Genomic DNA, 24631 nt, shown 5'->3' with positions numbered 1-24631 from the left:
GAAATGACGAAGCTGTACGAGCCGAACAGCGGCATATTAACCGTCCCGTATGAACCGAACGAGCGGACGATACTGCTGGAAAATCCGCCGCGCTTCACCTGGATGCCGGCGGCGGAGTCCGACGACCGGTACGTGCTGCAGCTGTCGTCTTCGCCGGGCTTCGAGGCGGAGCGAACGGACGTATACGAGCCTGTTCCATATAACTACTTCACCCCGGATCGGCCGCTTGCCCCGGGTACCTACTACTGGCGTTACGCCCTGCTGATCGGGGAGGAGACGGCGGACGGCTGTGCCGCCGGGATCGGCGCTGAGCCGAATGCGGGTGCCGGGCGGCGGACGGAATGGAGCCGGATCCGTTCGTTTGAAGTGCCAGCAGGACTGCCGGAGACGCCGCCGCCGGGACGCGGCACCCGTTACCCTGCGGCGGGCGGGGGGCACCCCCGCTTGTGGCTGCAGGCCGGTTCGCTTCCGCCGTTCCGCGATGCGGTGCGAAAAGATGCGTCCGCGTACGGCTGGGGCGAGTTTATGGAGAAATCGGTGCTCCCTTGGACGAAGCGGCCGCTCATCCCGGAGCCTGCGCCGTATCCGGACAACAAGCGGGTGGCCCATCTATGGCGCCGCATGTACATCGATTGCCAGGAATGTTTGTATGCGGTCCGCCATTTAAGTGTCGCCGGCATTGTGCTCGAAGACCGCGAACGGATCGGACAGGCGAAGCGGTGGCTGCTGCATGTGGCGTCCTGGAATACGGAGGGAGCGACGAGCCGGGACTATAACGACGAAGCGGCTTTCCGCACCGCCGGCGCGCTTGCCTGGGGTTACGACTGGCTGTACGGGGAGCTGGACGAGGAGGAGCGGGCGGCGGTGCGCCGCAGCTTGTTCCGCCGTACCGAGCAGGTCGCCTATCACGTGATCGAGCGGTCGAAAATCCATCAGGTGCCGTACGACAGCCATGCCGTCCGCTCGCTGTCGTCGGTGCTGGTCCCTTGCTGCATGGCGCTGCTTGGGGAGGAGCCGAAGGCCGAGGAATGGCTCGATTACGCGATCGAATATTTTGCCTGCCTGTATTCGCCTTGGGGCGGCGCGGACGGAGGCTGGGCCGAGGGACCGATGTACTGGACGACCGGCATGGCGTTCGTCACCGAAGCGATGAATCTGCTGCGGTCTTACACCGGAATCGATTTGTACCGCCGGCCCTTTTTCCGGCGAACCGGAGATTTTCCGCTATATGTGTTCCCGCCGGACGTGAGGCGCGCCAGCTTCGCGGATCAGTCTACGCTCGGCGACCCGCCCAGCCTGAAGACGGGGTTTAATGTCCGCCAGTTTGCCGGGGTCACGGGGGACGGACGCTACCAATGGTATTATGAGCAAGTGAAGCGTCTAAACCTTGATGCGGACAGTAAATTTTACAATTACGGTTGGTGGGATTTCCGTTTCGACGAGATGACGTATCTTCACGATTATCCGCCTGTCGAGCCTGTGGCGCCTGCCGGCATTGAAGCGGTCAAATGGTTCAAGGACGTCGGCTGGGTAGCGATGCACCGCGGCATGGACGATCCGCAGGAGCATATCATGCTGCTGACGAAAAGCAGCCGTTACGGCTCGATCAGCCACAGCCACGGCGATCAGAACGCTTTTCTGCTGCATGCGTTCGGCGAACCGCTGGCGATCGAGAGCGGGTATTACGTCGCCTTCGGCAGCACGATGCACCTTCAATGGCGCAGACAGACCCGCTCCAAAAACGTCATCCTGATCGACGGGCAAGGCCAATATGCGGGACTCGATAAGGTGCTGAACATGGCGGCCTCCGGAACGGTGCTCGAAGTGCGCGATACCGGGGACTGCAGCTTCGTCCGATCCGATGCGACCGCCGCTTACAAGCAGCTGGTGCCGGATTTGAAATCGTATGTCCGCGAAATTTATTTCGTAGGACAGTCGTATTTTGTGATTGTCGATCACGTCGATCTGGAGCAGCCGGCTTCCATCGATTGGCTGTTCCACACGCTGCATCCGATGACGATCAAAGGCCAGTCGTTCCGGGTTAACGGGGAAAAGGCCGAGCTTGCCGGCCGATTCGTCTACTGCTCGTCGGGAGAGCTGGAGCTGTCGCAGCATAACGCGTTCACGGACGTTGACCCGGCGGAGATCGAAGGGCTGCCGCTTCACTGGCATTTGACGGCCTCGACCCGGAAGGCGTCCAGCCACCGCATTGCCGCGCTGCTCGTCCCGATGAAGAAGGGGGACGCCAAATACGTCTCGTTTTTTATGGACGATCAGGATCACGGGGTCCACTTGTATTTTACGGAGGACGGCAGAACGCAGCGTATTGAAATCGCCAAATCGTATTAAGGCGCGTCGGGGAAGGCGAGTCGCCATCGTCATGCGCCTCCGGGCCCCGGGCCCCTGGAGCTTCAAAGGGTGCGGAAATCTGAAAAAATGACAAACCGACATAAAGCCACTCCATTGTTGAAATCCGCATCCGGCGATAAGATAGGGCTAGAACTACGATAAAGCGTTTTCAATATAGCGAAAGGGAAGAGGGGTATCATGAACAAATGGTTTAAAGTGAGCTTGGTGAGCACGCTTGCCCTTGGCACCTTAGTCGGCTGCGGTACGAAAGAGGACGGGAATTCCGGCAAAGACGGCCAGGCAGCCGGCCCGGGAGAAAAGACGAAGTTTTCGATCGCGCTGCGGACGCTGGCTTTTAACTATGTGGAGAAGTCCCCGAATCTGAACGAAGACAAGTGGGTCAAGCGGCTGGAAGAAAAAACGAATACCGATCTGAACATCGTGCTCGTGCCGCATAAGGAATATGAGCAGAAGATGGTGCAAATGTTCGCCACCGGCGACGTTGCGGACGTGATGCAGGGCAGCGGAGGCGTCAACGGCAAAGAAATGGCCGGCTCGGTGCAGGCGGGTGTCTTTATGCCGCTGGACGATCTGCTGAAGAAGCACGGGCAAAATCTGCTGAAGAAAATTCCGAAGGACGCCTGGGATCAAGTATCGTATCAGGGCAAAATTTACGCGATTCCGGAATATTTGTCCAATCCTTCGCGGAGAGCGACCTGGGTTCGCCAAGATTTGCTCGATAAAGCCGGGCTGAAGGCGCCGAAGACGGTGGAGGAAACGCTCGACATGCTGCGCGCGTTCAAGAAGCTGGGCGTGGAAAATCCGTATATGGGCCGGCAAGATTTCAAATACGCCGATACGTTTTTTGGAGCGTATGATGTGTACCCGTATTTGTCGATGTTCGAGAAGCAGGGCGACCAGGTCGTTCCGAAGTTTTTCGACTCGGACAATATGCAGAAGGCGCTCGGCGTGTACAAGACGATGTACGATGAGGGCTTGATTAACAAGGAGTTCGCGACGATCAACCCGACGACGTTCAAAAACACGATCCTGGCCGGCAAAGCGGGCATGTGGACGATGAATGCCAACGAGCTGCTGCAATGGGAAGCCCAGCTGAAAGCGAGCGTTCCCGAGGCGAAGCTGGAAATTATTCCTTCCCCGACCGGAACTGACGGCAAGGGCGGCCATTATTTGTACGGATCGGTCACCCGCTCGTATTTTATCAAAAAAGATGTGAAAAACGCCGAAGGCATCGTGAAGTTTTTCGACTGGATGATCTCGGACGAGGCGGAGAAGTTTTTCACGTTTGGCGTTGAAGGCGAAACGTACAAGACGGAGAACGGCAAAATCGTTTATACGTCGCCGACCGATCCGACGGCTGTCGACGAAGAGCGGTACAGACAGGCGTTCCTGTGGATGGTTCAGGATACGACCTACAACAAAGGCTCGCTCGAGCTGACGCCTGAAGGCAAAAAGCTGATTCAGATTTACGATACTGTTCTCGCCAAGGAAGGGCGCGACGGCATCACGTTCGAACCGCGTCTGGAGTCGCTTACGAAAAATCCGGACGTTTCGCCGAACTCCGACACCGCGCCGCCGCTTCTGCTGACCCACATGGTCAAGATGGTGTACGGTAAGGAGCCGATCTCCGACTGGCCGAAAGTGATCGAGGAGTGGAAATCGAAGGGCGGCAACGAGGTCATCAAGGAAGCGACCGACAAGTTCAACAAAAACGAAGGAATCACGATGCCGCGGCGGTAAGGCCGGACGCGGGCCCGGCTTCTTCAGAGGGGATGTCCCCAAAGTCATTAATCTTTTTTCTGAGCCTCATCCAGAACCGATTCCCTCAAGAAAAGGACCTCAGTCTCCACTTTACGTGGAATTTGGGGTCCTTTTGCTCGGATATTGGGACGCCTCTGTCACGCGGACACTTTTGGCCCCCCGATTCAAGTGGGGAGGAAACGCGAATAAGAGCGGTTTGTACGTGCAAACCGCTTCTATTCGTTTCCGTTTGTCGAAAAGGACGAAAATAGAAGGGGCCAAAGACTCCTATTTTGTTCCGGGCTCACACGCGTAGACGGTTTTTCCTGCCGCTATTTTTAGGAAGATCCTGTTTCCGGGGTTACTACGCAGGGTCCTGAGTAGCAGCCTTCTGGGCAGGAACGGGTTTTTGCTGCCGGCTACGGGAGGCGATTCGCTCCACCCGGGGCCTCGGCCTGGGCCGGCCCTAATCGTCGATGGTGAGCCTGCGTATACATTCGGGACTGTCGTTTCTGACATTGCCGACGCCGGCGGCGACCGGGTAGGCCGTCATCTGCTCGGCCGGATAAGGCTGCAGCAGACCGAGCAGCAGGGACGTTTGGCGCATGCTGCGATCCAGCCAGATCGCCTCCTGCTCCGGCGGGACGATGACCGGCATCCGGTCGTGAATGTCCGCCATCAGCCGGTTGGGGGTCGTCGTAATGACCGTGCATGTGCTGACTTTGCGTCCGTCCGGGGTTGTCCACGATTCGTACAGGCCGGCCATCGAGAAGAGCGATTCGTCCTTCATCGTAATACGCATCGGCTGTTTGCCGCCGTCCTGCTTTTTTTTCCACTCGTAAAAGCCGTCCGCCGGGATAAGGCACCGTCTGCGCTCGAAGGCGGTCCGGTAAGCCGGCTTCTCCGCTACGGTTTCGGCGCGGGCGTTGATCATTTTGAACCCTGCCGCTTCGTCCTTCGACCATTCCGGCACGAGCCCCCATTTCAATTCCCCGATCCGGTTGCTCGCCCCGTCGTTAATAACGGCAACCACCATTTGGCCCGGGGCTACGTTATATTTCGGACGGTGGTACAGCGGGAAAAACGGATCGATCTGATACCGTATCAGCAGTTCCTCAAGCGTGACCGTAATTGTGTATCTGCCGCACATGGATAGTCCTCCTTACGGAAAGTTTGTTCGCATCTATACCGAATCCGGGAAAGTTAACTTGGGAGACCATTAACGAACGAGTGGAACAAGTGAACCGATGGGCGTTCGGATTTTTAGTGAAATGGCTTACTGGATCTAGCTTAACGAATGAAAACGGCATGAAAGCGCGAATTTCGGTATATAAAGCTTCCCTGTACGTAGGCCTTTATCGTAGAAAAGGCTTGTGGAGCTGCTGCTCTTACCTCCATTGTACGCTTTTCAAACCGCATCTTCCAGTTCGCTTCCCGTATGCCGTGATCGGCCGGAGCCGGACAAAGTTGGCGCGCATCAATATTTTCCCTCTTGAAACAGGAATATATGTTCGCTTATTGTATATACTAGTAAGGGAACGTTTGTTCTTATTTGTGAGGCTGGAAGTATACGATTTTAGCCGAGTTGAACAGTTACCGCTTGCAAGAAAGCTCCCGCTTGCGCAGAGTTCGTCGTAGAGAAGGCTTCGCTTAGTCACATAGTCGCTTAGTCGGCTTAGAAGCTTTTCTAAAAAAAGGGGATGTTCGAATGGGTGAAGGTGGGACGATGCACATGCCGGACGGAATCAAGCGGACCCCGCTGGAGACGCAGGAAGAGCTGCAATGGGTGCTCGATTACATGCTGCTGCCGGTCGTGCTCGATGTGCTGGAGCGCGATATCCGGACGCTCGATACGCTCGAGCTGAAGATGCCGTTGCTGTATATCAAAAGCTTAAGAAAAGTGCAGGATCGGGTAAGCGGCGAAATGGCCGCCCTTCGCGGCAAGCTGAAAAGCCGGGGAATCCGGATTTACGATCAGCGGCGGGCGAAGGAGCAGCTCGAGGCTGATTTTATGTGCAGGGGCTACCACCGCAAATGCTCGATGCTGTGGGGGCTCGTCAAATCGGAGGTAGAGCGCAAGCTAAGCGTTTATTTGGAGCTCGATCTGGCTCAGTGATGATGGCGGGAAGTTGGCTCCTTGTAACGGTGCGCCGGCGTCCCAGGTACGAACGACCCTCCCGCGGCTGCGGAGGAATAGGCGAATGGCTGGCAGGACAAGATCGGGGGAATAACAACATGGGGAAGAAATTGGAAGGTAATGGTCTGTTCGAATCATCGCGTATGATGCTGCCGGAACATAAGGCGCAGTTTGCGGTCCAGCAGAAGGAGACCCGGCATCGGCAACGCCCTCTGCTGGACGATCAGGCGCTGGAACAATACGCGCTGCTGCTGCTGGAGTCGACGGAACGGCAGACGGATGTCGTCATCTGCGTCTTCGATCCCGTCCGGGACGAAACCGTCCGAGGGAGAGTGGTCAAAATCGACTTTACGCTGCGTCGGGTGAAAGTAGCCTGCGCTGGAGAGACTGTCTCGATCCGGTTTGCGGATATCGTCAACGTTACACGGGGGTAAGAGGACTGGGCGGGTTCAGGCCGCAGACTTAGGAATCGAGGCTTTGCAAGTCCGCTCGGGGCAGCTTGCAGCTCGGCAGGGCTGGGCGGAACAGCGGCCCGCCCGAGTCTGTCGAACAGCAGCGCCGCTGGCTGGCTGAAGCGCGGGCGCATTGTCCCGGCAAGGGCCGGTTGGGTGGGCAGGTGGCTGCTGGATGCTAGAAAAAGCCGCTCCCGCTCTGTCGGTGTGCCGAAGTTCAGGTGCATGGTATCCGGAACAGGGAGCGGCCGGGTGTTGGTAAGAATGACGCTATCGGCTGTTCCGTAAGGGCAGCGTCACCTCTTGCCGGTTGATGACGGCCGGCAAATCCCGGTAAGCGTCCGCCAGCCAAGGGTGGACGACTTTAAGCTTATCCTTTTGCGACCACAGGTAGCCGATATATGCCATTGCTCCATGCTCCAGCGACTTTTCGAGCTGGGCTTTCAGCTCGGCCAGATACGGCGGAGTTCCCGCCTGATCCCACGAGATTTTGTCGGCGACGAAGACGATCCGGTCCAGCAGCGTGGAAGGGGCTCGCAAGGTCGTATGGCAGCCGATCGCATCGAGCACGTCCTGCCGGTTTATCCCGAACAGATCCCGGGCTACGGCAACGGACAGCTTCTGGTGGATGATCATCGGGAACGCCTCTTCTTCCGGGAGCACTTCGATGCCGAGCTTGCGGGCCACGACGGCCCGTTCGGCGCTCGGATAGATGGCGCTAATATCGTGCAGCCAGCCGGCGGTTTCCGCTGCGTCCGGGTCCGCGCCGAACCGTACTGCGAGGGAGCGGGCTTGTGCGCCAACCGCGATGCTGTGCTCCGCCGTCTTGGGGCAGCCGTGCGATTCGAGAAACCGGCGTACGTCCGCTGCCGTATCGCCGCTGTGCTGAAAGGTACGGGCTTCCGTTTCAAAAAAAGGATGCAAGGTCGTTCAAACTCCTTTCAGGAATATCATTTTCTCCCAGTTTACCATAGAACCGCTCTGCCGCTCCGGCCGCCGTTAAAAACCTTTTGCTCCCGTTACCCTTTCGGCCTTATAGTAGAGAAAGTGGAAACATGGCGTTCGGGCAAGAAAGCGGCGTTATGCGGGGCGAAAGTGGCGGACCTGGACCTTGGAAGCGGGCTGTTATTGGCGGCAACACATGATGAGTGCTTTGGCTGTACGGGGAGAAAGGACAATGCGAGGGAAAGGGCGGACGCTATGAACGGTTCGCCATGCAGCGATTGCAACGCGCGGTCTGAGACGTATGGCGCCGGATGCCGTTAATCGGCTTCGGGGGGAATCGGCACAAGTGGCAACAACGGTAATGGCTATCCTTATTTTTATTCTGACGATGACTTTCGTCATCTGGCAGCCGCGGAATCTCGGTATCGGCTGGTCCGCCTCGGGCGGGGCGCTGCTGGCGCTGCTCGCCGGAGTGGTCGGCTGGCACGACGTGGCGACCGTGGCCGGCATCGTTTGGAACGCGACGCTGACGTTCATCGCGCTGATCGTGATCTCGGTCATTCTGGACGAGATCGGATTTTTCGAATGGGCGGCGCTTCATATGGCCCGGCTTGCCGGAGGGAACGGCAGACGCATGTTCGTGTACATCATTTTACTGGGGGCGGGGGTATCGGCGTTTTTCGCCAACGATGGAGCGGCGCTTATCTTAACGCCGATCGTGCTTGCCCAAGTTCGGGCGCTGCGGCTGGAGGAAGCGCGTATTTTGCCTTTTGTCATGGCCAGCGGTTTTATCGCCGACACGACGTCGCTGCCGTTTATTATCAGCAACTTGACGAATATCGTGTCCGCCGATTATTTCGGGATCGGTTTCGTCGAATACGCGTCGCGGATGGTGGTTCCGAACTTCTTTTCTTTGGCGGCCAGCGTAGCGGTGCTGTATATCGTGTTTCGCAGAAACGTCCCCGCGCATTACGACACCGCAGACTTAAAGCAGCCGGCAGCGGCCATTAAGGATAAGCGGTTATTCCGCATTTCCTGGGTTATTCTCGGTGTACTGCTCGTTGCTTATTTGCTCAGCGAGTGGGTCGTTGTGCCGGTATCGTTTATCGCGGGGGCGGTCGCTTTGCTGTTTTTGCTTGCTTCCCGGGGCAGTTCGGCCGTTCAGTCCAAAAAAGTGCTGCTGGAAGCGCCATGGTCAATCGTTATATTTTCCATCGGGATGTACGTCGTCGTCTATGGCTTGCGCAACGCGGGACTTACCGATCTGCTGGCCGGCGTGCTGGAGCAGCTCGCCGCATCTGGCTTGCTGGCGGCTACCGTGGGCATGGGAATGATTGCGGCGGTGTTATCGTCCATCATGAACAATTTGCCGACCGTTATGATCGGTGCTTTGGCGATTGATGGCACGTCCACCGAAGGTATCCTTCGCGAAGCGCTCATCTACGCCAACGTCATCGGCACCGACCTTGGTCCGAAAATGACCCCGATCGGCTCCCTTGCGACCTTGCTGTGGCTGCACATTTTGGCTCGGAAAGGCGTTCGCATCACGTGGGGGTACTATTTTAAAATCGGCGTCGTGCTGACACTGCCTACTCTGCTTATTACTCTCGGGGGATTGTATGTTTGGCTTCGGGTGTTGGGTGGGGGGTGAGGAACGGGCCGGATCAAGCTAACGTCATATGAATAAATACAAAACGCGGCGTCGCCCCTTTCCATTAGAAAGTAAGGCGGCGCTTTTTTAATGGGAAGGAAAGCGCTGAAGTCGCGTGTTGAAGCTATGTCCCAATTTTGGCATGAGCTAGAACTTTTGCTCGTACTAATGTCTTGCAGCAAACCTGCCTTTGGGTTAAAGTGGATGAAAACGCTGGATTATGCAGGGAATGAAGCGGTGATCCAAAGCTTACTCCAGTACTCGTTTGCAGGGTAAAACAGATCGCATGGCCAGAGAAGAGCAAGCCAAACGATTCGCAAGGAGAGTCGTTATGAATCTCATCAACACCGCAAGACTGCGGATCAGACCGTACGAGAAAGAGGAGTTTGTCTCCATTCACCGCATACTCAGCGATCCGGTTACGATGCATTTTTGGCCCTTGCCGTTTACGGAGGAGCAGACTTCGGGCTGGATTCGCAGAAGCTTGGACAGCTATGCGGCCTGGGGATTTGGAAGGGCGGTCATCGAGCTGAAGGAAACGGGCGAAGTGATCGGCGATGGGGGGCTCATGAAGGCTGAGCTGGACGGTACGACCGAGAACGATCTAGGATACATCATTTACTCCCCGTATTGGCATCAAGGGTACGGCTACGAAGCGGCACAGGCGATATTGGACTACGGTTTCGTCCATCTCGGACTGCACAGAATTTGCGCCAATATGCCAATCGATCACCACGCCTCGCGGAGAGTGGCCGAGAAGCTAGGGATGACTTTGGAAAAAGAATATATCAACCGCCGAAACCGGAACCTCCGGACTTATTTGTTCGCGAAAGAGACGGCGGCAAGAGCTTAACACCAAACACTTCACCATCGTTTTTTCATACATATGATCTGCTACAGTTTCGTGTATTCTTTACTATTCGCAGGCAGCAGTAGAAAGGCTTAGTATCGGACTTCTCTCCCCGTATCTCTAGAATTACTATGGAAAGGTAAAGGTGAACCCGAATGATGGACGCGTTTACTAAAAAAAGAATTGAGAACATTTTGGACAGTTACATGGAACAAAAAGTGCCCGAACATGCCAGGGACCAAGTGAAACTCAACTACAAGATCCGCGGTGATTCTGTAACGTTGTTCGAGGAAAGAGTCGGGTTTCGCAGCGATCAATGGATTCAACTGCCCATCGCCCAGTTTCGTAGAAATGAAAACAACAAGTGGACCGTTTACTGGCAGGATAGTAAAGATCGGTGGCATCCTGTCGATGAGATCACTCCAGAAGACGACTTCGAACTCCAATTGCAGGCTGTGGACCGAAATAATCAAGGGATATTTTGGAAATAGGGGCGCGCTTTATGGAGAGCGCTAGAATAGAGCGGATTCGCCGGGAAGAACGCAACTACCACAAGCCTGCTACGAGGAGTACAAGTTGTTCAAACCGGGCTCTTGGTTGCATAAGCCGGTTAGAGCGGTCATGGAAACGATGGCTTTGGTGACTTCGTCCGACGGCCCCAAAACCGTTCTCAATCTCGGCTGCGGAGTCGGCCGTAACAGCATCCCGATCGCAAGCAGGCTGCAAGGCCGGGGCGGAAAAGTGGTGTGCGTCGATATTTTGCAATCCGCGTTGGACAAGCTGCACGAATACGGCGAACAGTACGGCGTTCGGTCGAGCCTGGACACCCGCTTGTTGGATATCGGGGATTTGGCGCAAAAACGAGCTCCGTAAACGAAAAGCGAAAGCATGGATCGCCGAAATCGGGCATACAAATCAGGCTAAGGGGGATTCCACTTGGGAGAAGCCAGATTTTATTATCGAAACGAACACGCTCCGCGGCCCAATAAGCCGACCGGTATCGGAGTAGTCGCGATTATCAGACGTGATGACGGCATTTTGCTGGAAAAACGGTCGGACAGCGACTGCTGGGCGATCATTGGCGGGGGCGTGCAGGAGCACGAGTCGCTAACGGATGCGCTACGCCGGGAAGTTAGGGAAGAAACGGGCTTAACCGTGCACGATGTAAAGCTGTTCGGGACGTTTTCGGACCCTTCCAGAATCGCCGCTTTTCCGGACGGCAATGTGAAACGGATCATAACGATTGCATATGAGGTAGAAGTCGAGCCTTTCTCGGAAATCGGGTGCAGCGAAGAGTCGAAAGAGGTACGATTTATACCGGCCGGTCAACTGCATCAACTCTACATAGCCGAAACACATCTGCCGATCATTCAGTCGATTGTAACGGGTCAAAGCGTTATATTGGAATAAAGGATCACGAGGGAGGGGCGTCCTATGAACGGCATCGACCCGGTCCGGATCGTCAGGCTGGCGGCATGGCTCCAAGTTATCATTTGTTTGTGGATCCTCATTCTGTTTGGGTTTAACGGGGTTTTGCACCATTTCATAACCTGGGATTTGTCTGCCGGCCAGCGGCTCCTTTTGCTCAGCTTCGTGTCGGGCGTCGTGCTGGCTGCCGGTTCGGTTGGCGTGTTAAGGGGGAAAAGGTGGGGCTGGTGGATTACGGTTACGATGTGCATCTATCTTTCCTTCGTCTCGGTTCAAAACCTGTTCCTGCCTGGTCCAGCTATCCGGCCGGGAGTTTCCCTTCTCGTCAGTTTCAGCTTGCTTATCCTTTTTTTTACTGCAGCGGTTCGAAAAACGTATCGGGTGCACCGGCAGAAGCCCGGTGTTTTGTTGATCGTTTCCATAGGTATTGGCGGGATGTACAGGATCGCTATGTGGGTCATTTCGAATAGTATGGTTTCATCCTAATCAAGGCCGGCAGGGAACTTCTCTGACGGCCGGGCGGGAGGACAAGCCTTATGAGACGGTTCCGGCCGCGGCCGAACAAGATCATGCACTATTTTAAAATAATAACGAAGATGTAAGGGGCGCAGCGCACAAGATGGACATCCGGGAAATGAAGCACCGCTACTGGTCCGGAACCGGCTGGCGGCGGCGAGACGGGATTTTGCTGTATTCGAGGGATTTACTATGAACGAATTTATCCGGTATACGATTTTATTTATAAGACAAGGCAGCCGGATTTTACTGCTGAACCGCAATTCGGCACCGGCTAAAGGGCTGTGGAACGGAGTAGGCGGCAAGCTCGAAGCCGGAGAAGCCCCAATGGCCGGAGTTTTGCGCGAGGCATGGGAGGAAACGGGAATTCGTTTGACCGAGGTGGCGTACAAAGGAATTGTCAGTTGGGAGTCGGACGCTTCACCGCGCGGAGGAATGCATGTATTTACGGCGGAACTGCCGTCGTCGTTCGATTACCTGACCCCTGTCCGGATGGAAGAAGGGCTGCTGGACTGGAAGGAGATCGAGTGGGTGCTGTCGGATCACAACTTCGGTATGGGGGAGATTATTCCGCGTTATTTAAGGACCGTACTCGAAGATGATTCTTGTTATGTTCACCATTGTGTCTTTCAACAGCACAAAGTCATTGTTTACGAGCGCAGACAAATGGAGCCGGTGTTAGCCGGTACGGTTATTAGGAAAGGCTGCTAAGATGAAGCAAAAGGTAATCCGAGAGGAGGCTTAACCCCCAACGGGATGGAAGACTGGACAACTATAACACACATGAGCCGAGGCACCGCGGTCCAGCGGAACGCTTACCGGATTATCGGATCGTACGGTTTGCTTGAGAAGCTGAAGCCTTTCCGGCCTGTCGTGGTCGGCACGATCCCTATCGCAATCGATATCCCGGGCAGCGATCTGGACATAGCGTGCGAAGTGGAAGATTTTTTATATTTTGAGCAAACGGTTAGAGAGGCGTTCGGTCATCACGAGTTGTTCGGCTACTCCTACAGAGGTGCGAGGCCTCCACGCGCCGAGCGAGCGGTGGTACGTTTTTGCTGCGATGGTCTTCCGATTGAGATTTATGGAGAGCAGGCTCCGGTGGAGCGACAGAACGGATATATCCATATGGTTGTGGAAGCGCGTCTGTTACAATTGTTCGGAGACCATGCCAGAAACGCAGTTATGGCTAAAAAACGGGCTGGGCTCAAGACAGAGCCGGCTTTTGCCGACTATTTCGGGCTCGAGGGTGACCCCTATCAGGCGCTGCTGGAGCTTGCGAAGGAGCCGGATGAACGTTTGCTTCAAATGCTTGCAGTTAAATAAGGCGGGGTGCGTATCTATAGAAGCTGAAGCTGAACGGAATCCATGCTTAGGCATTCATTTTGTAATGAGGAAAAGATGTCAGCGTAAAACGAACGGAATGGACGTCTATTCATGAATTCAACGTAAATTTTTGACGGGAGCGAGCATGCAGATGAACTATAAAACGATTCTTTTTGACTTTGACGGAACGTTGGCGGATACGCTGCCGGTGTGTATTTATTCGATCGGGGAGGCGTTCTCGAAGTATGACGGGAAATCGCTGAGCGCCTCTGAGGTAGTGGCGATGTTTGGTCCTACGGAGGCTGATATTATCCGGCTTAATCTGGGAAACCGCGACTCCGCAGAAGACGCTGTCCGCTTGTTCTACGATTGCTACGTCCGGGAGCACGACCGGATGGTGAAGCCCAATGCCGAAATCAACAGCCTTCTCGAGCGTTTGAAAGCACGCGGACACCGGATGGGCATCGTTACGGGGAAAGGAAGGGCGGCGCTGGATATCTCTTTGGAAAAGCTGGGGATGAGCGGGTATTTTGACGTAACCGTATCCGGCGACGAGATGACGCGCCCCAAACCGGACCCCGAAGGGGTGCTGACGGCGATGAACGCGCTTGGCGGCATCAAGGAGGAGACGGTGTTTATCGGCGACAGCGAGGCGGATATGCGGGCAGGCCAAGGGGCGGGCGTGTTCACGATCGGAGCTCACTGGCTGGAGCATGTGCAGACACACCGTTTTGATACGACGCCCGATATGTACATTACCCGGGTCGCGGAACTGATTGACTTTCTGGAAGGCTAGCGAAGCCGACATATCAAGGAAGGGGCGCGGTGAGAAGTGAACCCGGGTTTGCCTTATGAAGCTATTATTTTCGATATGGATAATACGTTGCTGAAATCGTCTATAAACTTCCCGCAAATTAAAAGTGAAGTGTTCGCTCTGCTGTGTAAGGAACAACTGCTTCCTCCCGGTTTCCCGGTCGGCGACCATACGATCGCTACCTTAATTGAGACGGCTCGCAATACGCCTGGGATGACACCGGCGCTCGATCAAACGGTATGGGAAATCGTCGTAGAAGGGGAACGGGCGGGCATGGCGGGAGCGGGACTGGAGCCGAATGTAACCGAGGTGCTCGAGCGGCTTCATGGCCGGTATCCGTTGACCGTCCTCACGAACAACGCGTATCAAGCGGCTCTAGAGGCATTGGAACGAACGGGAATTATTCGTTTTTTTGATCATATCGCGGGACGGGAGCAGATGGATGCGTTGAAGCCCTCCTCTTCCGGAGTGGCCGCGCTGCTTGCGCATTACCCGCATATTCGCCCCGAAAAGTGGCTGTCTGTCGGCGATTCCTGGATCGATGGGAAAGCGGCGCAGGGAGGCGGAGTCGCTTTTCTGGCGTATAACGCAAAAGTGGCGGAGCTTGCACGAAGAGAAGTTCCGTCCATCGGACATATTCAATCGATGCGGGAGCTGCTTGGTTATTTGGAGTAGTACAGGCATCGCTGTGTAAAAGGAGAACGTACAGCCTACATCGAGGGCTGCCTCAAAAGTCATTTTGCATTTTTTTGTGCCTCGCTTTAAACCGGTTCCTTGAGAAAAAGGATCTCGATCTCCACCTTACCGTGGAATTGGAGGTCCTTTCGTTTCGAAATGGGGGCGTTCCCGTGGGGCTGACACTGTATTATCTGGGGAAATGTGGACTATACAAGGTCGATGCATGTCAAGGCACCAGCTTGTCATGCCCTTTCGGGTCGAGCATACCGGGATTCAGGCCGGTGGAGCTGATCGCTTCTTCTTTCATAGCGGTGCTGCAGGACTTACATATGTAGAGCTTGGTCAAGTTCATTTTCAGTTTCGGGTAATACGGATCGTTTGCTTCCAGGCGGTACGTTTTGCGGCAGGTCATACACTTCGCTTCGAGTGACAATAGGAATTCCTCCCCATAATCGGATGACTGCATCACCATTATATCCCATTCGGGAGCAGGCGATTGCGGCCAATTGTGAACGGGAGCGTACATTCATGCGCCAGGCGGAAGCGGAATCTGTACGTTTTGACGACCGTTAGGAAAGCTGGCATCGAAACAGACGAAGCCTCCGCCGAAGCTCATCGCTCCGACGAAGGCGCTCCCCTTTATCTTCTTCCCCCGTAACGCGTATGGCGCGCCATGTTTACATTCGCCATTTCACCGCAAAATTCATCCCGCTCACTGCAAGTATAGACATGTTGATACACCGGCACACAATGATGGCGATTCACCACCTCGACTGCATGAACGACCTGGACGATTTGTGGATGATAGTGATTGCGGTACACGACTCTGGGCGGATCGTATATCGCTTTGGTCGGACAATGGAAACCTTGAGAAGACATATCATGTTCCTCCTTCCAGTGTGGAGATTCACGATAGTATACGAAGCGGTGAGGCGCTTCGACTGTACCTTCGCCCGGTTTTCGGGACGAGAGAACATTTTTTTATTCGTTTCGGCCCGGCATCCGCCTTTTTGTAGCGATGAATCGTGTCACTTGCCAAGTGCGGGCGTACCGCTTGCTGCATATGTTACAGAAAAGGACAAGGCAGGTGAACCGAGATGGCACAAGGATTCGATTGTGCAACACCGTTAACCGCAGCGACGGCTGCAGCCTTTAAGCGGGATGGCTACGCCTTCGTTTGCCGGTACCTCGTTCCTTCAACAAGCTGGAAAGCGTTAAATAAATCGGAGACGGACCTGATCAGCGCCGCCGGCTTGCAAATCGTGTCCGTATTCGAAACGACCGCAAACCGGGCGCTCGGCGGACGGAACGCCGGACGGGCAGACGGGCAGACGGCCGTCCAGATTGCGAAGCAGGTAGGCCAGCCTGAGGGAAGCACGATTTATTTTGCCGTCGATTTCGACGCTTTGCCTTCACAGATGACTACGATTATTGACTATATTCGCGGTGCAAATGAAGCGACCCCCGCCTATGATACAGGCGTGTATGGATCGTATGCGGTCGTTCAGGCCGTTCGATCCGCAGGAGCGTGCCCGAAGTTTTGGCAGACGTATGCCTGGAGCAGGGGGCAGGTGGCAAGCGGAATCCATCTCTATCAATACGATAACGGTCCAAGCGGACAGGGGATGCTAATCAACGGGATCATGGTCGATCTGGACGAATCGTATGGGGAAGAAGGGTGGTGGAATACTTTGGCGTACATGATCAAACCGGAGGATGCCAACGAGATCATCGAGCGTTTTTTGGCCCATGAATTCGATAAAGCGTCGGATGCCGACAAAATCCGCCGCAACCAGCTCGCCAACGAGCTTCGTAAAGCTTCGGGACAGCCGGAGCAGATTTATAATGGGTGAGGGTGTGGTCTCCGTCGGTCTGGGCTGGCGGGGACATTTGTTACTACCAAAGGTAAGGAAGGGTGGGTGCCGTGATGACAGATAAGATTGATCAAGCAAAAGCCTCTTCGGTTAAAGAGGGCCGTGTCAATGTGATGGATTTTGGGGCAGTTGGGAATGGAAAAACTGATGATACAAGTAGTATCAAAAATGCGGTTCAGTACGCTTTGTCAAGCAGGCTGCCGTTATATTTTCCGCCCGGAGAATACTACGTTACCGATACAATTATAGATATTGATGGTGCGGGAACAAATATATACGCCATAAAAATATACGGTGCAGGCATCTCGCTATCTACTATTAAATTGGCCAGTACAACGGCAACTATGCCTATCATTAGCGCTAAAGACTGCAGAAACTTATATATTGAAGATATCGGTTTTTTGGGTACAAATAAAACGGGTGTAGGTGTCGCTCTCGGGGATGCGGTCAGAAAAGCTCCTTGTACCCATTCTGCGTTTAAAAATGTGTATTTCAGTTCATTTAATATCGGATTGGATTATAAGTATGGCTGGATCCTGGATGTTTACTCCATAAAGGCTTACTTTAATAACACTGGTGTCAGAGTATCTGCAAACGCTGTTAATTTTTATGGGGGTGCTATTGCGAATTGTGTTCAAATTGGAGTTGATATAACCGGTATTAGTGATGATGTTAGTGATGGAGTTGCATTTCACGGAGGGACTGTTGAAGCTAACGGTATCGGTTTCAAAATTAGATTAGCGGGCGATGTTTTATTAACGGGAGTTTATATGGAGGGGAATCCGAACGGACACATCTTAGCAGGTACTGATCATGGAGATGTAGTTCAGTCGGTTACCGTTATCAATGGCAACATGGCATATCCAAATCCGGCAGTGTTTGACAGAGTCAAATATGTAAAAATAGAAGGTATAAATAAGTACCCTAGCAACAGACTAATGATTACTGAAAATGTAGAGTATCTGAGCTTACCGCCGACAAAGTATAACTACAACGAACACTTGTATGCGAGTGCTGAATTTACGGAAGTAAGAGGCCAAAATCGTCAAACCATGTTTCCATGGTATTCAACAGACTTTTCTTCCATAATGATAGCAACTCCATCTAATTCCGCATATTATTTGGACGCTGGAAAGTCTATTCGAATAAAACCTGAAAAAAATGGCCTGCTCTCAGAGCACAGTTCAAATCTAACAGGAAATAAGGCTATCAAGCATCAATCTACTTATGGAGATACTTTTAATGGTTTGCAAATTCAAATTGACTATGCTCAATTACCAAAAGAAATAAATCAATGGAGTGCAGTGGCCAATTTTTTTGTAGAGCCGAATACAACCTATTTCCGGAGATTTGTAACGGTTAATTATACGGATAAGGCAAATGTTCGGAAACAGTATAACATCTACAACAGTGAACCTACCCAGGCTTCGATCGATGAATTCAAAGGCAGGTGGGTGACCAGTACAATTCCGATAAATATGCATGTGTTTTATGAACAGGTATCAGACTACGCTTCGATTCAATCTATAAGTATAACAGTTGCAAATAACGCCAGAACAGGCGCTACCGGTAACGAATGGTTCGTGATTGATAAACTTGCAATATATCCTTCGAGGTACACACAGCAAATGTTTACAGAAAATCATTTTTCTACATTTAAACCACTTGAAATCCAACCGCAAAGCATCGTTACCGGAGGCTTGTATTTAAAAAGCACTCCAGTTCTCCCAATGGCCGACGAGACGCAACGCGGGAGGGTGTTACTGGTTGAGGGCAAAGACGGCAGTGCTGAAAAAGCTAATTTGAATCTGACATCTGGCTGTAAGGTGAATGGCAGTGTAATTATTACACTTGATGGAACACCTACAATGATTTCACTAACAACTGCGGATAACACTCCCATTGCTGTAGCATCCAAAATAAGAAATGCATCATACAGCGGTTGGACAGTTGGTGGTACTGGTACCATAGTAACATTTGCTTGTAACACTCTCGGACCGAAGATTGATCCGATGTATTCACCCGTTAGTACAGGGGCATCCGGTGTCATGACGGTAGTAACTCAAGGTGCCACAGGTACTGCAGATATTCTCTACACTTGTATGAGACTAGCTAATGGGACTTATGCGTGGAGATCCTTGGAAAATTAAGAGATCATAATGGATAGCCCCGGCGATGTTCGGGGTTATTTTTTATTTGGCTTGCCTTGAAGCACGCATCATCTAGCACAGTTCAGCTGAAGTTGAGCTCGAAACTTTTTTTGTTTGGGCGGAAAGGTTTTCGCTTTTATCTAAGACAACAAAAAACCGCCCCACACAAGGCCGGGCGGATCATAGTCTTTGGGGGCCGCTTGCGCGAACCCCCTCATGGGAGAGGAGAAACCGGACGAAGAGCTTATGGGGAAACGTAAGTCTTCTCCGCGGTTGTCTACGACATCTTGTGAATGTCGATAGCTTCAATATGGCCCGCGGAACCCAAAGATATACATGGCGGGCTCAAAATTTTTGTGGTTTTTTTGCAGAATATGATACGATAGCTACAGCAAAACCGCCATGGAGGCCGGAATCCAACGACGGGCCGGCCGGCCATTTACATAAAGGTGCCCGCAAGCGGGAGAAACGAGGGAACGAATCGTGAGAGTCATTTCGGGATCGGCGAAGGGCAGACCGCTTAAAGCGGTTCCCGGCATGGGAACGCGGCCGACGACGGATAAAGTGAAGGAAGCCATTTTCAGTATGATTGGGCCGTATTTTACGGGAGGAAATGTGCTCGACTTGTTTGCGGGCACCGGAGGTCTGGGCATCGAGGCGCTCAGCAGGGGGATGGAACGGGCGGTTTTTGTGGACGCCGACAAAAAAAGCGTGGAAGTTGTCGCGGCGAACTTGCAGGCGGCCCGGCTATCGGAACAGGCGGAAGTATACCGGAACGACGCATCCCGGGCGATCAAAGCGCTGAGCAAGCGGGATTTGCAGTTTGAGCTCGTGTTCCTCGATCCTCCGTACAAAATGACGGCGATCGAAGAACTGCTCCATTCCATGCAGGAGCTTGGTCTTTTGGCGGACAAGGCAATCGCAGTCGTGGAGCACGATGCAGCCAACCGTTATGCCGATGAGATTGGGGGGCTGGCGCTCCGGAAACGAGTGGAGTACGGTGAAATAGCCGTATCCGTATACGACAAGGTCGCCCCTGCGACCTAGTATAAGGCGAGTGTTCGCCTGCCGAAAAGCAGTCTAATTTCAGCGCCATCAGGAGATGAGGATATGACTACAATTAAACACGATTATACGGTAGCCGTATATCCGGGCAGCTTCGATCCGGTTACCTTCGGACATCTGGACATCATTCACCGGGCCGCCAACGTGTTTGACAAAGTAATCGTGGCCGTTCTGAATAACAGCAAGAAGAGTCCGTTATTCACTGTGGAGGAGCGCAAGCAGCTGCTTGAGGAAGCTACCCGAGGATTGACTAACGTTGAAGTGGACAGTTTCGGCGAACTGCTGATTACGTATATGGCGGCCAAGCAGGCAAATGTAATCGTTAAGGGGCTGCGAGCCGTGTCCGATTTCGAATCGGAAATGCAGATGGCCTCACTTAATCACAAGCTGAACGACAAAGTCGAGACGTTTTTTATGATGACAAGCCCGCAATATTCGTATCTCAGCTCCAGTATCGTGAAAGAGATCGCCCGTTTTCACGGTCCGGTTTCCGATCTGGTCCCGGCCGAGGTGGAAGCGGCGTTGAGGGTGAAGTTTACATAAGCTGAACTTGTCGATTGTTTAGAAGAAAGTTTCTCAACGAACTCTTTCCCACGTCGCCTTTCCAGGTGGAATGACCCTGCCTGTATAAGCGGCAGCTTTTCTACATTCAGGATGTCCTAGATCGCTATGAATATGTTGAAAATGGCGGCCGTCCAGAGCCAAACTACGACGGCTTGCGGAAACGAAGCAGCACCGAGAGCGCGATGGACATGGCGGCGAGTCCGGCAAGGACAAGCGCCAGGTCGAGCATCCGGTAGGGGGCAGCCGCCCACAGGCTCCAGGCGTCCAGTGTTACGGGCTGAACCGGATCGGCTCCGCTTTCCGGCAAAAAGCTGGGCTGTATCCGGGACAACCAGCCCGTTAACGGCCGCCATAATACGAAGGTCAGAACAACGGCCAAGCCAGCGTGGAGGAGACGGGACAGCAGAAACGATATGTACCGGAAGTCGGTATGACGAACGGCGGTTTGTACCTGCAAATGAACCGCGGCTCCGCTCCAGGCGAGCGCGGCGCCGATCAGTGCGGCTGTAGTGGCATCCGGCATACCTTGGGAAGCGCTCAGCCGGTTCGTTCCGATATGAAGCTCGAGCAGCCCGGACAACATGCTTCGGACGGGATCCGCCGGGGACGACAGCCCAGGGACCGCCACAGAGACGACGTCCGCCAGCAGACCGACAATGCCGGCCGTGTCCAGCACGCCGAGCAGCACGGAGAACACGATCATCGTACCGCCGATCATCATGAGCGTTTGGATCGCGTTGGAGACTGAATCGCCGAGCAGCTTGCCGAGAGAGCGGCCATCCTCGAGACGGGCGGTATGCATGTCCGACATGGCGCGAATGAGAAGGGAATTTCCGGTGCGAACCGGTTTCCGTTTGGTTTGTAAAACAGCAGTTGTACCGGGCAGCGGGGCATCCGCGAGGCTGCCGGGCGGTGTCCGCCACAGGAAGCGCATCAGCACGCCCATACCGATCGCGGCGGCATAATGAATGATCGCGATTGCGGCTCCCGCCTCGGGACTATGAAGAAATCCCGCTCCGAGAACGGTCAGTATAAAAAAAGGGCTCGCCACGTGCGAGAGCGCGAGTAAGCGTTCGCCGTCTTCACGGCTGACCCGCTTTTCCAGCCGCAGCTTACTGGCCGCGTCCGCTCCAAGCGGAAGACCACCGACAGTCCCGACGGAGAGAACCCAGCCGCCGATGCCGGGAAGTCGGAACAGAAGCCGGGTGGCGGGCTCCAGCAGCGTACCGAGGCCGCGAATCGCGCCGAAGCCGGACAGCAGCTCGCTTAGCATCAGAAACGGAAGCAGCGAAGGGAATACGATCGTCCACCAGATCGTTAATCCTCCAAGCGAGGACTGAAAAGCCCGTTCGGGAAATAATAGTATGGAAAGCACGAGCACGGCCGTCAGCACGGCGAGCACGACGGTGAATTCGCGGCTTCTCGCGTGAAACGTCCCGAGTTGCATGTGAATCGCCTCCAAACGATGGTGCTACCATGTTTACGCGAAGCGGCGGCGCTTTAGACCAAGCCCCTTCCGAGAACGGCGGGGAGATTGACCGGAGGGAGCACACGGATGATGTACGATCACCACAGAGAACGAGCCAAGCTGAGATGGACGCGCAGCTTTCTGTCCACGTTTCTTATTACGCTGGCGGTTATCTATGCGTTTTATTTCATTCCGGTTCCGTATTACATCTACAAGCCGGGAACGGCGGAAGAACTGAAGCCGATGGTTAGCGTGACGAACGGCGACCCTGAGGAAAAAGGGACGTTTATGCTGACTACCGTGACGATGGGACGGTCCAGCATCTTAAGTTTACTCACCGCCAGACTGAATCCGAATGTGGAAATCCGCAAAAAGCAGGAAGTGCTGCGAGGCAGCTCGGAGCAGGAATATTCGACCCGTCAGGAATATGTCATGCTGGATTCCCAAGGAAACGCCATTCAGGCGGCGTATAAAAAGGCCAATATCCCGTACCAAATCGAATCCCAAGGCGTGCTCGTCATGCAGGCGGTGGAAGGATATCCGGCGCATGGCATCTTGCAGCCGGGGGACCGGATCGTCCAGGTCGGAACGAAACCGGTCATCAAGCATGAAGATATCGTCAACGAAATCAAGCGGCATCAAGCGGACGAGTCGGTCGAGGTCACGATTAAACGGGGGAAGACGGAAAAGAAAGTAGCGATAACGCTGAAGGATTTGAACGCGATCGACGCGGCGAACGGCAAACCCGGAGCGGCGGGCGGAGAAAGCCGGGTCGGTCTGGGCATCTCTACGGCCGAGCTGCTTGAGATTGTACCAGCGCAAGGGGATAAGAAGGTTACGATCAATGCCGGAGAAATCGGGGGGCCATCGGCCGGATTGCTGTTTTCACTGGAAATCCTCAACCAGCTGACTCCCGGGGATTTGACGAAAGGTTACCGGATCGCGGGGACCGGAACGCTGGACACGTCGGGCAATGTGTGCTCGATCGGCGGCATCCGGCAAAAAATCGTGGCGGCCGATCGGGAGAAAGCGGATATCTTCTTCGCCCCGGCCGACCGGAAAAAGGGCGAATGCAATCTGAGCGCCGACGTACCGAATGCATCCGATGCGGCGGATCAGGCGCAAAAAATCGGGACGAAGATGAAGGTCGTCCCTGTCGCCACGATGGAGGAAGCTGTGCATTATCTCGAAACGCTGAATCCGAAATCGTAAACCGTTCCTGCGAAGGCGCACCTGCCGGGATGCAAGTCCTGCCAGGTGCGCCGCGTTATTTAAGGAAGACGAAGGGGCGGCTCGTAGTAATCGCGCCATAACTCCGCTTTCGCCGGAGAACGGAAGGCCGAAGCGTGAACAGTCGCGGACCGGATGTCGAGCTCCAGAAACGGATGCCGGAACGCGGCCGCCTTCGTCACTACCGGGACCGCGGAGCGGGTCCGCATTTGCTTTAACAGCTCTTGCCCTTGCGCGGAAAAGCCGAGCACGCGCAAGTAAGGAACGCCTTGGCCGAGCAGCTCGGGGGACAGTTCTTCCTTGCGGTGATGGAGCAAAATGCGGGTCATCGTCCGCTGCAGCTTGGTACGGGTATACCGTTTCGTCTTGAGGTTGTTCATTAACTGCCCGAACGGGTCTCCCAGGTCGGGCTGCACGTCTGCTACAGCACGCCCGATCCGGTGCTCGAGCCCTTCCGTCACTTCCCCGATGCCGGTCAGCTCCGCGGGAGCGGTTACGGCAAGCCTGGCGAACAAGACGCGGTAAAAGCAATCCCAGCTTACCGGAGCGCGTCCCGCCTCCAGCTCGCGCTTCAGGATCGTCCACGTGTAATCCGGCACAAACGGGCGAAGCGCTTCGGCGCGGCCTTCATCCGCGAGCAACTTGCGGAGAGCCGTGGCGCTGGCGATCTGCTCGTCCGTAATGTCCGTCTGATGATAGTCGGCTTTTTGTCTGCTGATCGTATACGGCGTCATCGTTCCTCCGAGCCGCTCGAGCGCGAGCAAATAATGCAGTCCGAGCGTATTGTTCGGCTGGGCGAGCCAGTCGGCCCCGGATTGATCGCCCAAGCAGCCGGCCGCTGCGGCCGCATAAGCGTGAGGGTAGCTGATCCCGTTTTTCAAATGAGACCTCAGCGCTTCCTGGAAGCGTCCTTCCCCGCCATCCGGCGCATGCCGGTCGGCGCTGTGCAGCCGTTTGGCGGCTGTACGCAGCAAGCCGATGTCCCCGCTTTCGCTGCCAAAGCAGAAGGAATCGACCACTCCCGCAGCTTCGAGAGCCGAGACGGCGCCGAATGCGAACCATTCGGCAGGCTGCGTAGAATAGGCAACGGGCAGTTCGATGACGACGTCCGCTCCCATCCGGAGCGCCATTTCCGTACGCGCCCATTTGCTGACGAGCGCCGGTTCGCCTCTTTGCAGGAAGCTGCCGCTCATCACGGCAACGACGGCGTCCGCGCCTGATACGATTTTGCTTTGTTGGAAATGATAAACGTGACCGTTATGCAGCGGGTTGTATTCGACGATAATACCGACCGTTTTCAAAGGAATGCTCCTTTTCCGTTCTACGGATGCGTTCTTGGATATTTCTACTATAGCACGGCCGCAAAACGTTGA

At 54.5% G+C, this 24631-nt stretch carries 25 protein-coding genes; 19 read left to right on the top strand and 6 right to left on the bottom strand.

Annotated features, from left to right (window positions below):
- The first annotated feature begins 3 nt into the window (after positions 1-3).
- Together PV433_RS13215 and PV433_RS13210 are read left to right on the top strand one after the other, a co-directional pair.
- Positions 4-2349 carry a DUF4962 domain-containing protein gene (locus PV433_RS13215; RefSeq protein ID WP_332072565.1) on the top strand — a complete coding sequence of 782 codons (2346 nt, stop codon included), beginning with the start codon at positions 4-6 and terminating at the stop codon, positions 2347-2349.
- 198 nt (positions 2350-2547) lie between these two features.
- The gene (locus tag PV433_RS13210; RefSeq protein WP_332072564.1) at positions 2548-4110 is read left to right on the top strand and encodes an extracellular solute-binding protein; all 1563 of its coding nucleotides are present in this window, start codon (positions 2548-2550) and stop codon (positions 4108-4110) included.
- Positions 4111-4576: 466 nt separating this feature from the next.
- On the opposite strand, the gene PV433_RS13205 is transcribed toward PV433_RS13210, so the two are convergent.
- The gene (locus PV433_RS13205; protein ID WP_332072563.1) at positions 4577-5260 is read right to left on the bottom strand and encodes an SOS response-associated peptidase; all 684 of its coding nucleotides are present in this window, start codon (positions 5258-5260) and stop codon (positions 4577-4579) included.
- 558 nt (positions 5261-5818) lie between these two features.
- On the opposite strand from PV433_RS13205, the gene PV433_RS13200 reads away from it, so the two are divergent.
- Positions 5819-6226 (top strand): hypothetical protein, encoded by a 408-nt coding sequence (locus PV433_RS13200; RefSeq protein WP_332072562.1) that lies wholly within the window; start codon positions 5819-5821, stop codon positions 6224-6226.
- A 119-nt stretch (positions 6227-6345) separates the two neighbouring features.
- Positions 6346-6681, top strand: a complete 336-nt coding sequence (locus PV433_RS13195) for a YolD-like family protein (RefSeq protein WP_332072561.1) — start codon at positions 6346-6348, stop codon at positions 6679-6681.
- Between the two features lie 288 nt (positions 6682-6969).
- Here PV433_RS13195 and yqeK read toward each other — a convergent pair whose 3' ends face one another.
- Positions 6970-7623 carry a bis(5'-nucleosyl)-tetraphosphatase (symmetrical) YqeK gene (yqeK, locus tag PV433_RS13190; protein ID WP_332072560.1) on the bottom strand — a complete coding sequence of 218 codons (654 nt, stop codon included), beginning with the start codon at positions 7621-7623 and terminating at the stop codon, positions 6970-6972.
- Positions 7624-8005: 382 nt separating this feature from the next.
- Between yqeK and PV433_RS13185 the strand changes: the two genes are divergently transcribed.
- The 10 genes from PV433_RS13185 to PV433_RS13140 all read left to right on the top strand — a co-directional run bounded on the left by PV433_RS13185 (position 8006) and on the right by PV433_RS13140 (position 14904).
- Entirely contained in the window at positions 8006-9295 is a 1290-nt protein-coding gene (locus PV433_RS13185) for an arsenic transporter (RefSeq protein WP_332072631.1), read from the top strand.
- A 331-nt stretch (positions 9296-9626) separates the two neighbouring features.
- The gene (locus PV433_RS13180) at positions 9627-10148 is read left to right on the top strand and encodes a GNAT family N-acetyltransferase (protein ID WP_332072559.1); all 522 of its coding nucleotides are present in this window, start codon (positions 9627-9629) and stop codon (positions 10146-10148) included.
- Between the two features lie 152 nt (positions 10149-10300).
- The gene (locus tag PV433_RS13175; RefSeq protein WP_332072558.1) at positions 10301-10636 is read left to right on the top strand and encodes a DUF3024 domain-containing protein; all 336 of its coding nucleotides are present in this window, start codon (positions 10301-10303) and stop codon (positions 10634-10636) included.
- Between the two features lie 85 nt (positions 10637-10721).
- Positions 10722-11018 (top strand): class I SAM-dependent methyltransferase, encoded by a 297-nt coding sequence (locus PV433_RS13170; RefSeq protein ID WP_332072557.1) that lies wholly within the window; start codon positions 10722-10724, stop codon positions 11016-11018.
- Between the two features lie 63 nt (positions 11019-11081).
- A complete protein-coding gene (locus PV433_RS13165; protein ID WP_332072556.1) occupies positions 11082-11555 on the top strand; it encodes an NUDIX domain-containing protein in 474 nt (157 codons plus the stop codon).
- A 24-nt stretch (positions 11556-11579) separates the two neighbouring features.
- Positions 11580-12059, top strand: a complete 480-nt coding sequence (locus PV433_RS13160; RefSeq protein WP_332072555.1) for a hypothetical protein — start codon at positions 11580-11582, stop codon at positions 12057-12059.
- A 222-nt stretch (positions 12060-12281) separates the two neighbouring features.
- Positions 12282-12800: an NUDIX hydrolase gene (locus tag PV433_RS13155; protein WP_332072554.1), complete on the top strand. Its 519-nt coding sequence runs from the start codon at positions 12282-12284 to the stop codon at positions 12798-12800.
- A 72-nt stretch (positions 12801-12872) separates the two neighbouring features.
- Positions 12873-13415, top strand: coding sequence for a DUF4269 domain-containing protein (locus PV433_RS13150; RefSeq protein WP_332072553.1), 543 nt, complete (start codon positions 12873-12875; stop codon positions 13413-13415).
- A 151-nt stretch (positions 13416-13566) separates the two neighbouring features.
- Positions 13567-14211: an HAD family hydrolase gene (locus PV433_RS13145; protein ID WP_332072552.1), complete on the top strand. Its 645-nt coding sequence runs from the start codon at positions 13567-13569 to the stop codon at positions 14209-14211.
- Between the two features lie 36 nt (positions 14212-14247).
- A complete protein-coding gene (locus PV433_RS13140; RefSeq protein ID WP_332072551.1) occupies positions 14248-14904 on the top strand; it encodes an HAD family hydrolase in 657 nt (218 codons plus the stop codon).
- A gap of 229 nt (positions 14905-15133) precedes the next feature.
- Here the strand turns inward: PV433_RS13140 and PV433_RS13135 are convergent, their stop codons facing one another.
- A complete protein-coding gene (locus PV433_RS13135) occupies positions 15134-15340 on the bottom strand; it encodes a DUF2197 domain-containing protein (protein WP_332072550.1) in 207 nt (68 codons plus the stop codon).
- A gap of 206 nt (positions 15341-15546) precedes the next feature.
- The gene (locus tag PV433_RS13130; protein ID WP_332072549.1) at positions 15547-15786 is read right to left on the bottom strand and encodes a hypothetical protein; all 240 of its coding nucleotides are present in this window, start codon (positions 15784-15786) and stop codon (positions 15547-15549) included.
- A 218-nt stretch (positions 15787-16004) separates the two neighbouring features.
- On the opposite strand from PV433_RS13130, the gene PV433_RS13125 reads away from it, so the two are divergent.
- The 4 genes from PV433_RS13125 to coaD all read left to right on the top strand — a co-directional run bounded on the left by PV433_RS13125 (position 16005) and on the right by coaD (position 20539).
- The gene (locus PV433_RS13125; protein ID WP_332072548.1) at positions 16005-16760 is read left to right on the top strand and encodes a DUF1906 domain-containing protein; all 756 of its coding nucleotides are present in this window, start codon (positions 16005-16007) and stop codon (positions 16758-16760) included.
- Positions 16761-16834: 74 nt separating this feature from the next.
- The gene (locus tag PV433_RS13120; protein WP_332072547.1) at positions 16835-18931 is read left to right on the top strand and encodes a glycosyl hydrolase family 28-related protein; all 2097 of its coding nucleotides are present in this window, start codon (positions 16835-16837) and stop codon (positions 18929-18931) included.
- Positions 18932-19414: 483 nt separating this feature from the next.
- Positions 19415-19978, top strand: coding sequence for a 16S rRNA (guanine(966)-N(2))-methyltransferase RsmD (rsmD, locus tag PV433_RS13115; protein WP_332072546.1), 564 nt, complete (start codon positions 19415-19417; stop codon positions 19976-19978).
- Positions 19979-20041: 63 nt separating this feature from the next.
- A complete protein-coding gene (coaD, locus tag PV433_RS13110) occupies positions 20042-20539 on the top strand; it encodes a pantetheine-phosphate adenylyltransferase (RefSeq protein WP_332072545.1) in 498 nt (165 codons plus the stop codon).
- 163 nt (positions 20540-20702) lie between these two features.
- On the opposite strand, the gene PV433_RS13105 is transcribed toward coaD, so the two are convergent.
- On the bottom strand, positions 20703-22007 hold the full coding sequence (locus PV433_RS13105; protein WP_332072544.1) for a sporulation protein: 1305 nt from the start codon (positions 22005-22007) through the stop codon (positions 20703-20705).
- Between the two features lie 108 nt (positions 22008-22115).
- On the opposite strand from PV433_RS13105, the gene PV433_RS13100 reads away from it, so the two are divergent.
- Complete coding sequence (locus PV433_RS13100; RefSeq protein ID WP_332072543.1) at positions 22116-23240, top strand: SepM family pheromone-processing serine protease; 1125 nt, start codon at positions 22116-22118, stop codon at positions 23238-23240.
- A 59-nt stretch (positions 23241-23299) separates the two neighbouring features.
- On the opposite strand, the gene PV433_RS13095 is transcribed toward PV433_RS13100, so the two are convergent.
- Entirely contained in the window at positions 23300-24559 is a 1260-nt protein-coding gene (locus tag PV433_RS13095; protein ID WP_332072542.1) for a nucleotidyltransferase, read from the bottom strand.
- Positions 24560-24631: the final 72 nt, after the last annotated feature.

It is taken from the genome of Paenibacillus sp. GYB004 (assembly GCF_036577605.1).
GTDB classification, from domain to species: domain Bacteria; phylum Bacillota; class Bacilli; order Paenibacillales; family NBRC-103111; genus Paenibacillus_AB; species Paenibacillus_AB oceani.
Note: the sequence above shows the minus strand (reverse complement) of the source record. Positions and strands in the feature narration are given on the sequence as shown.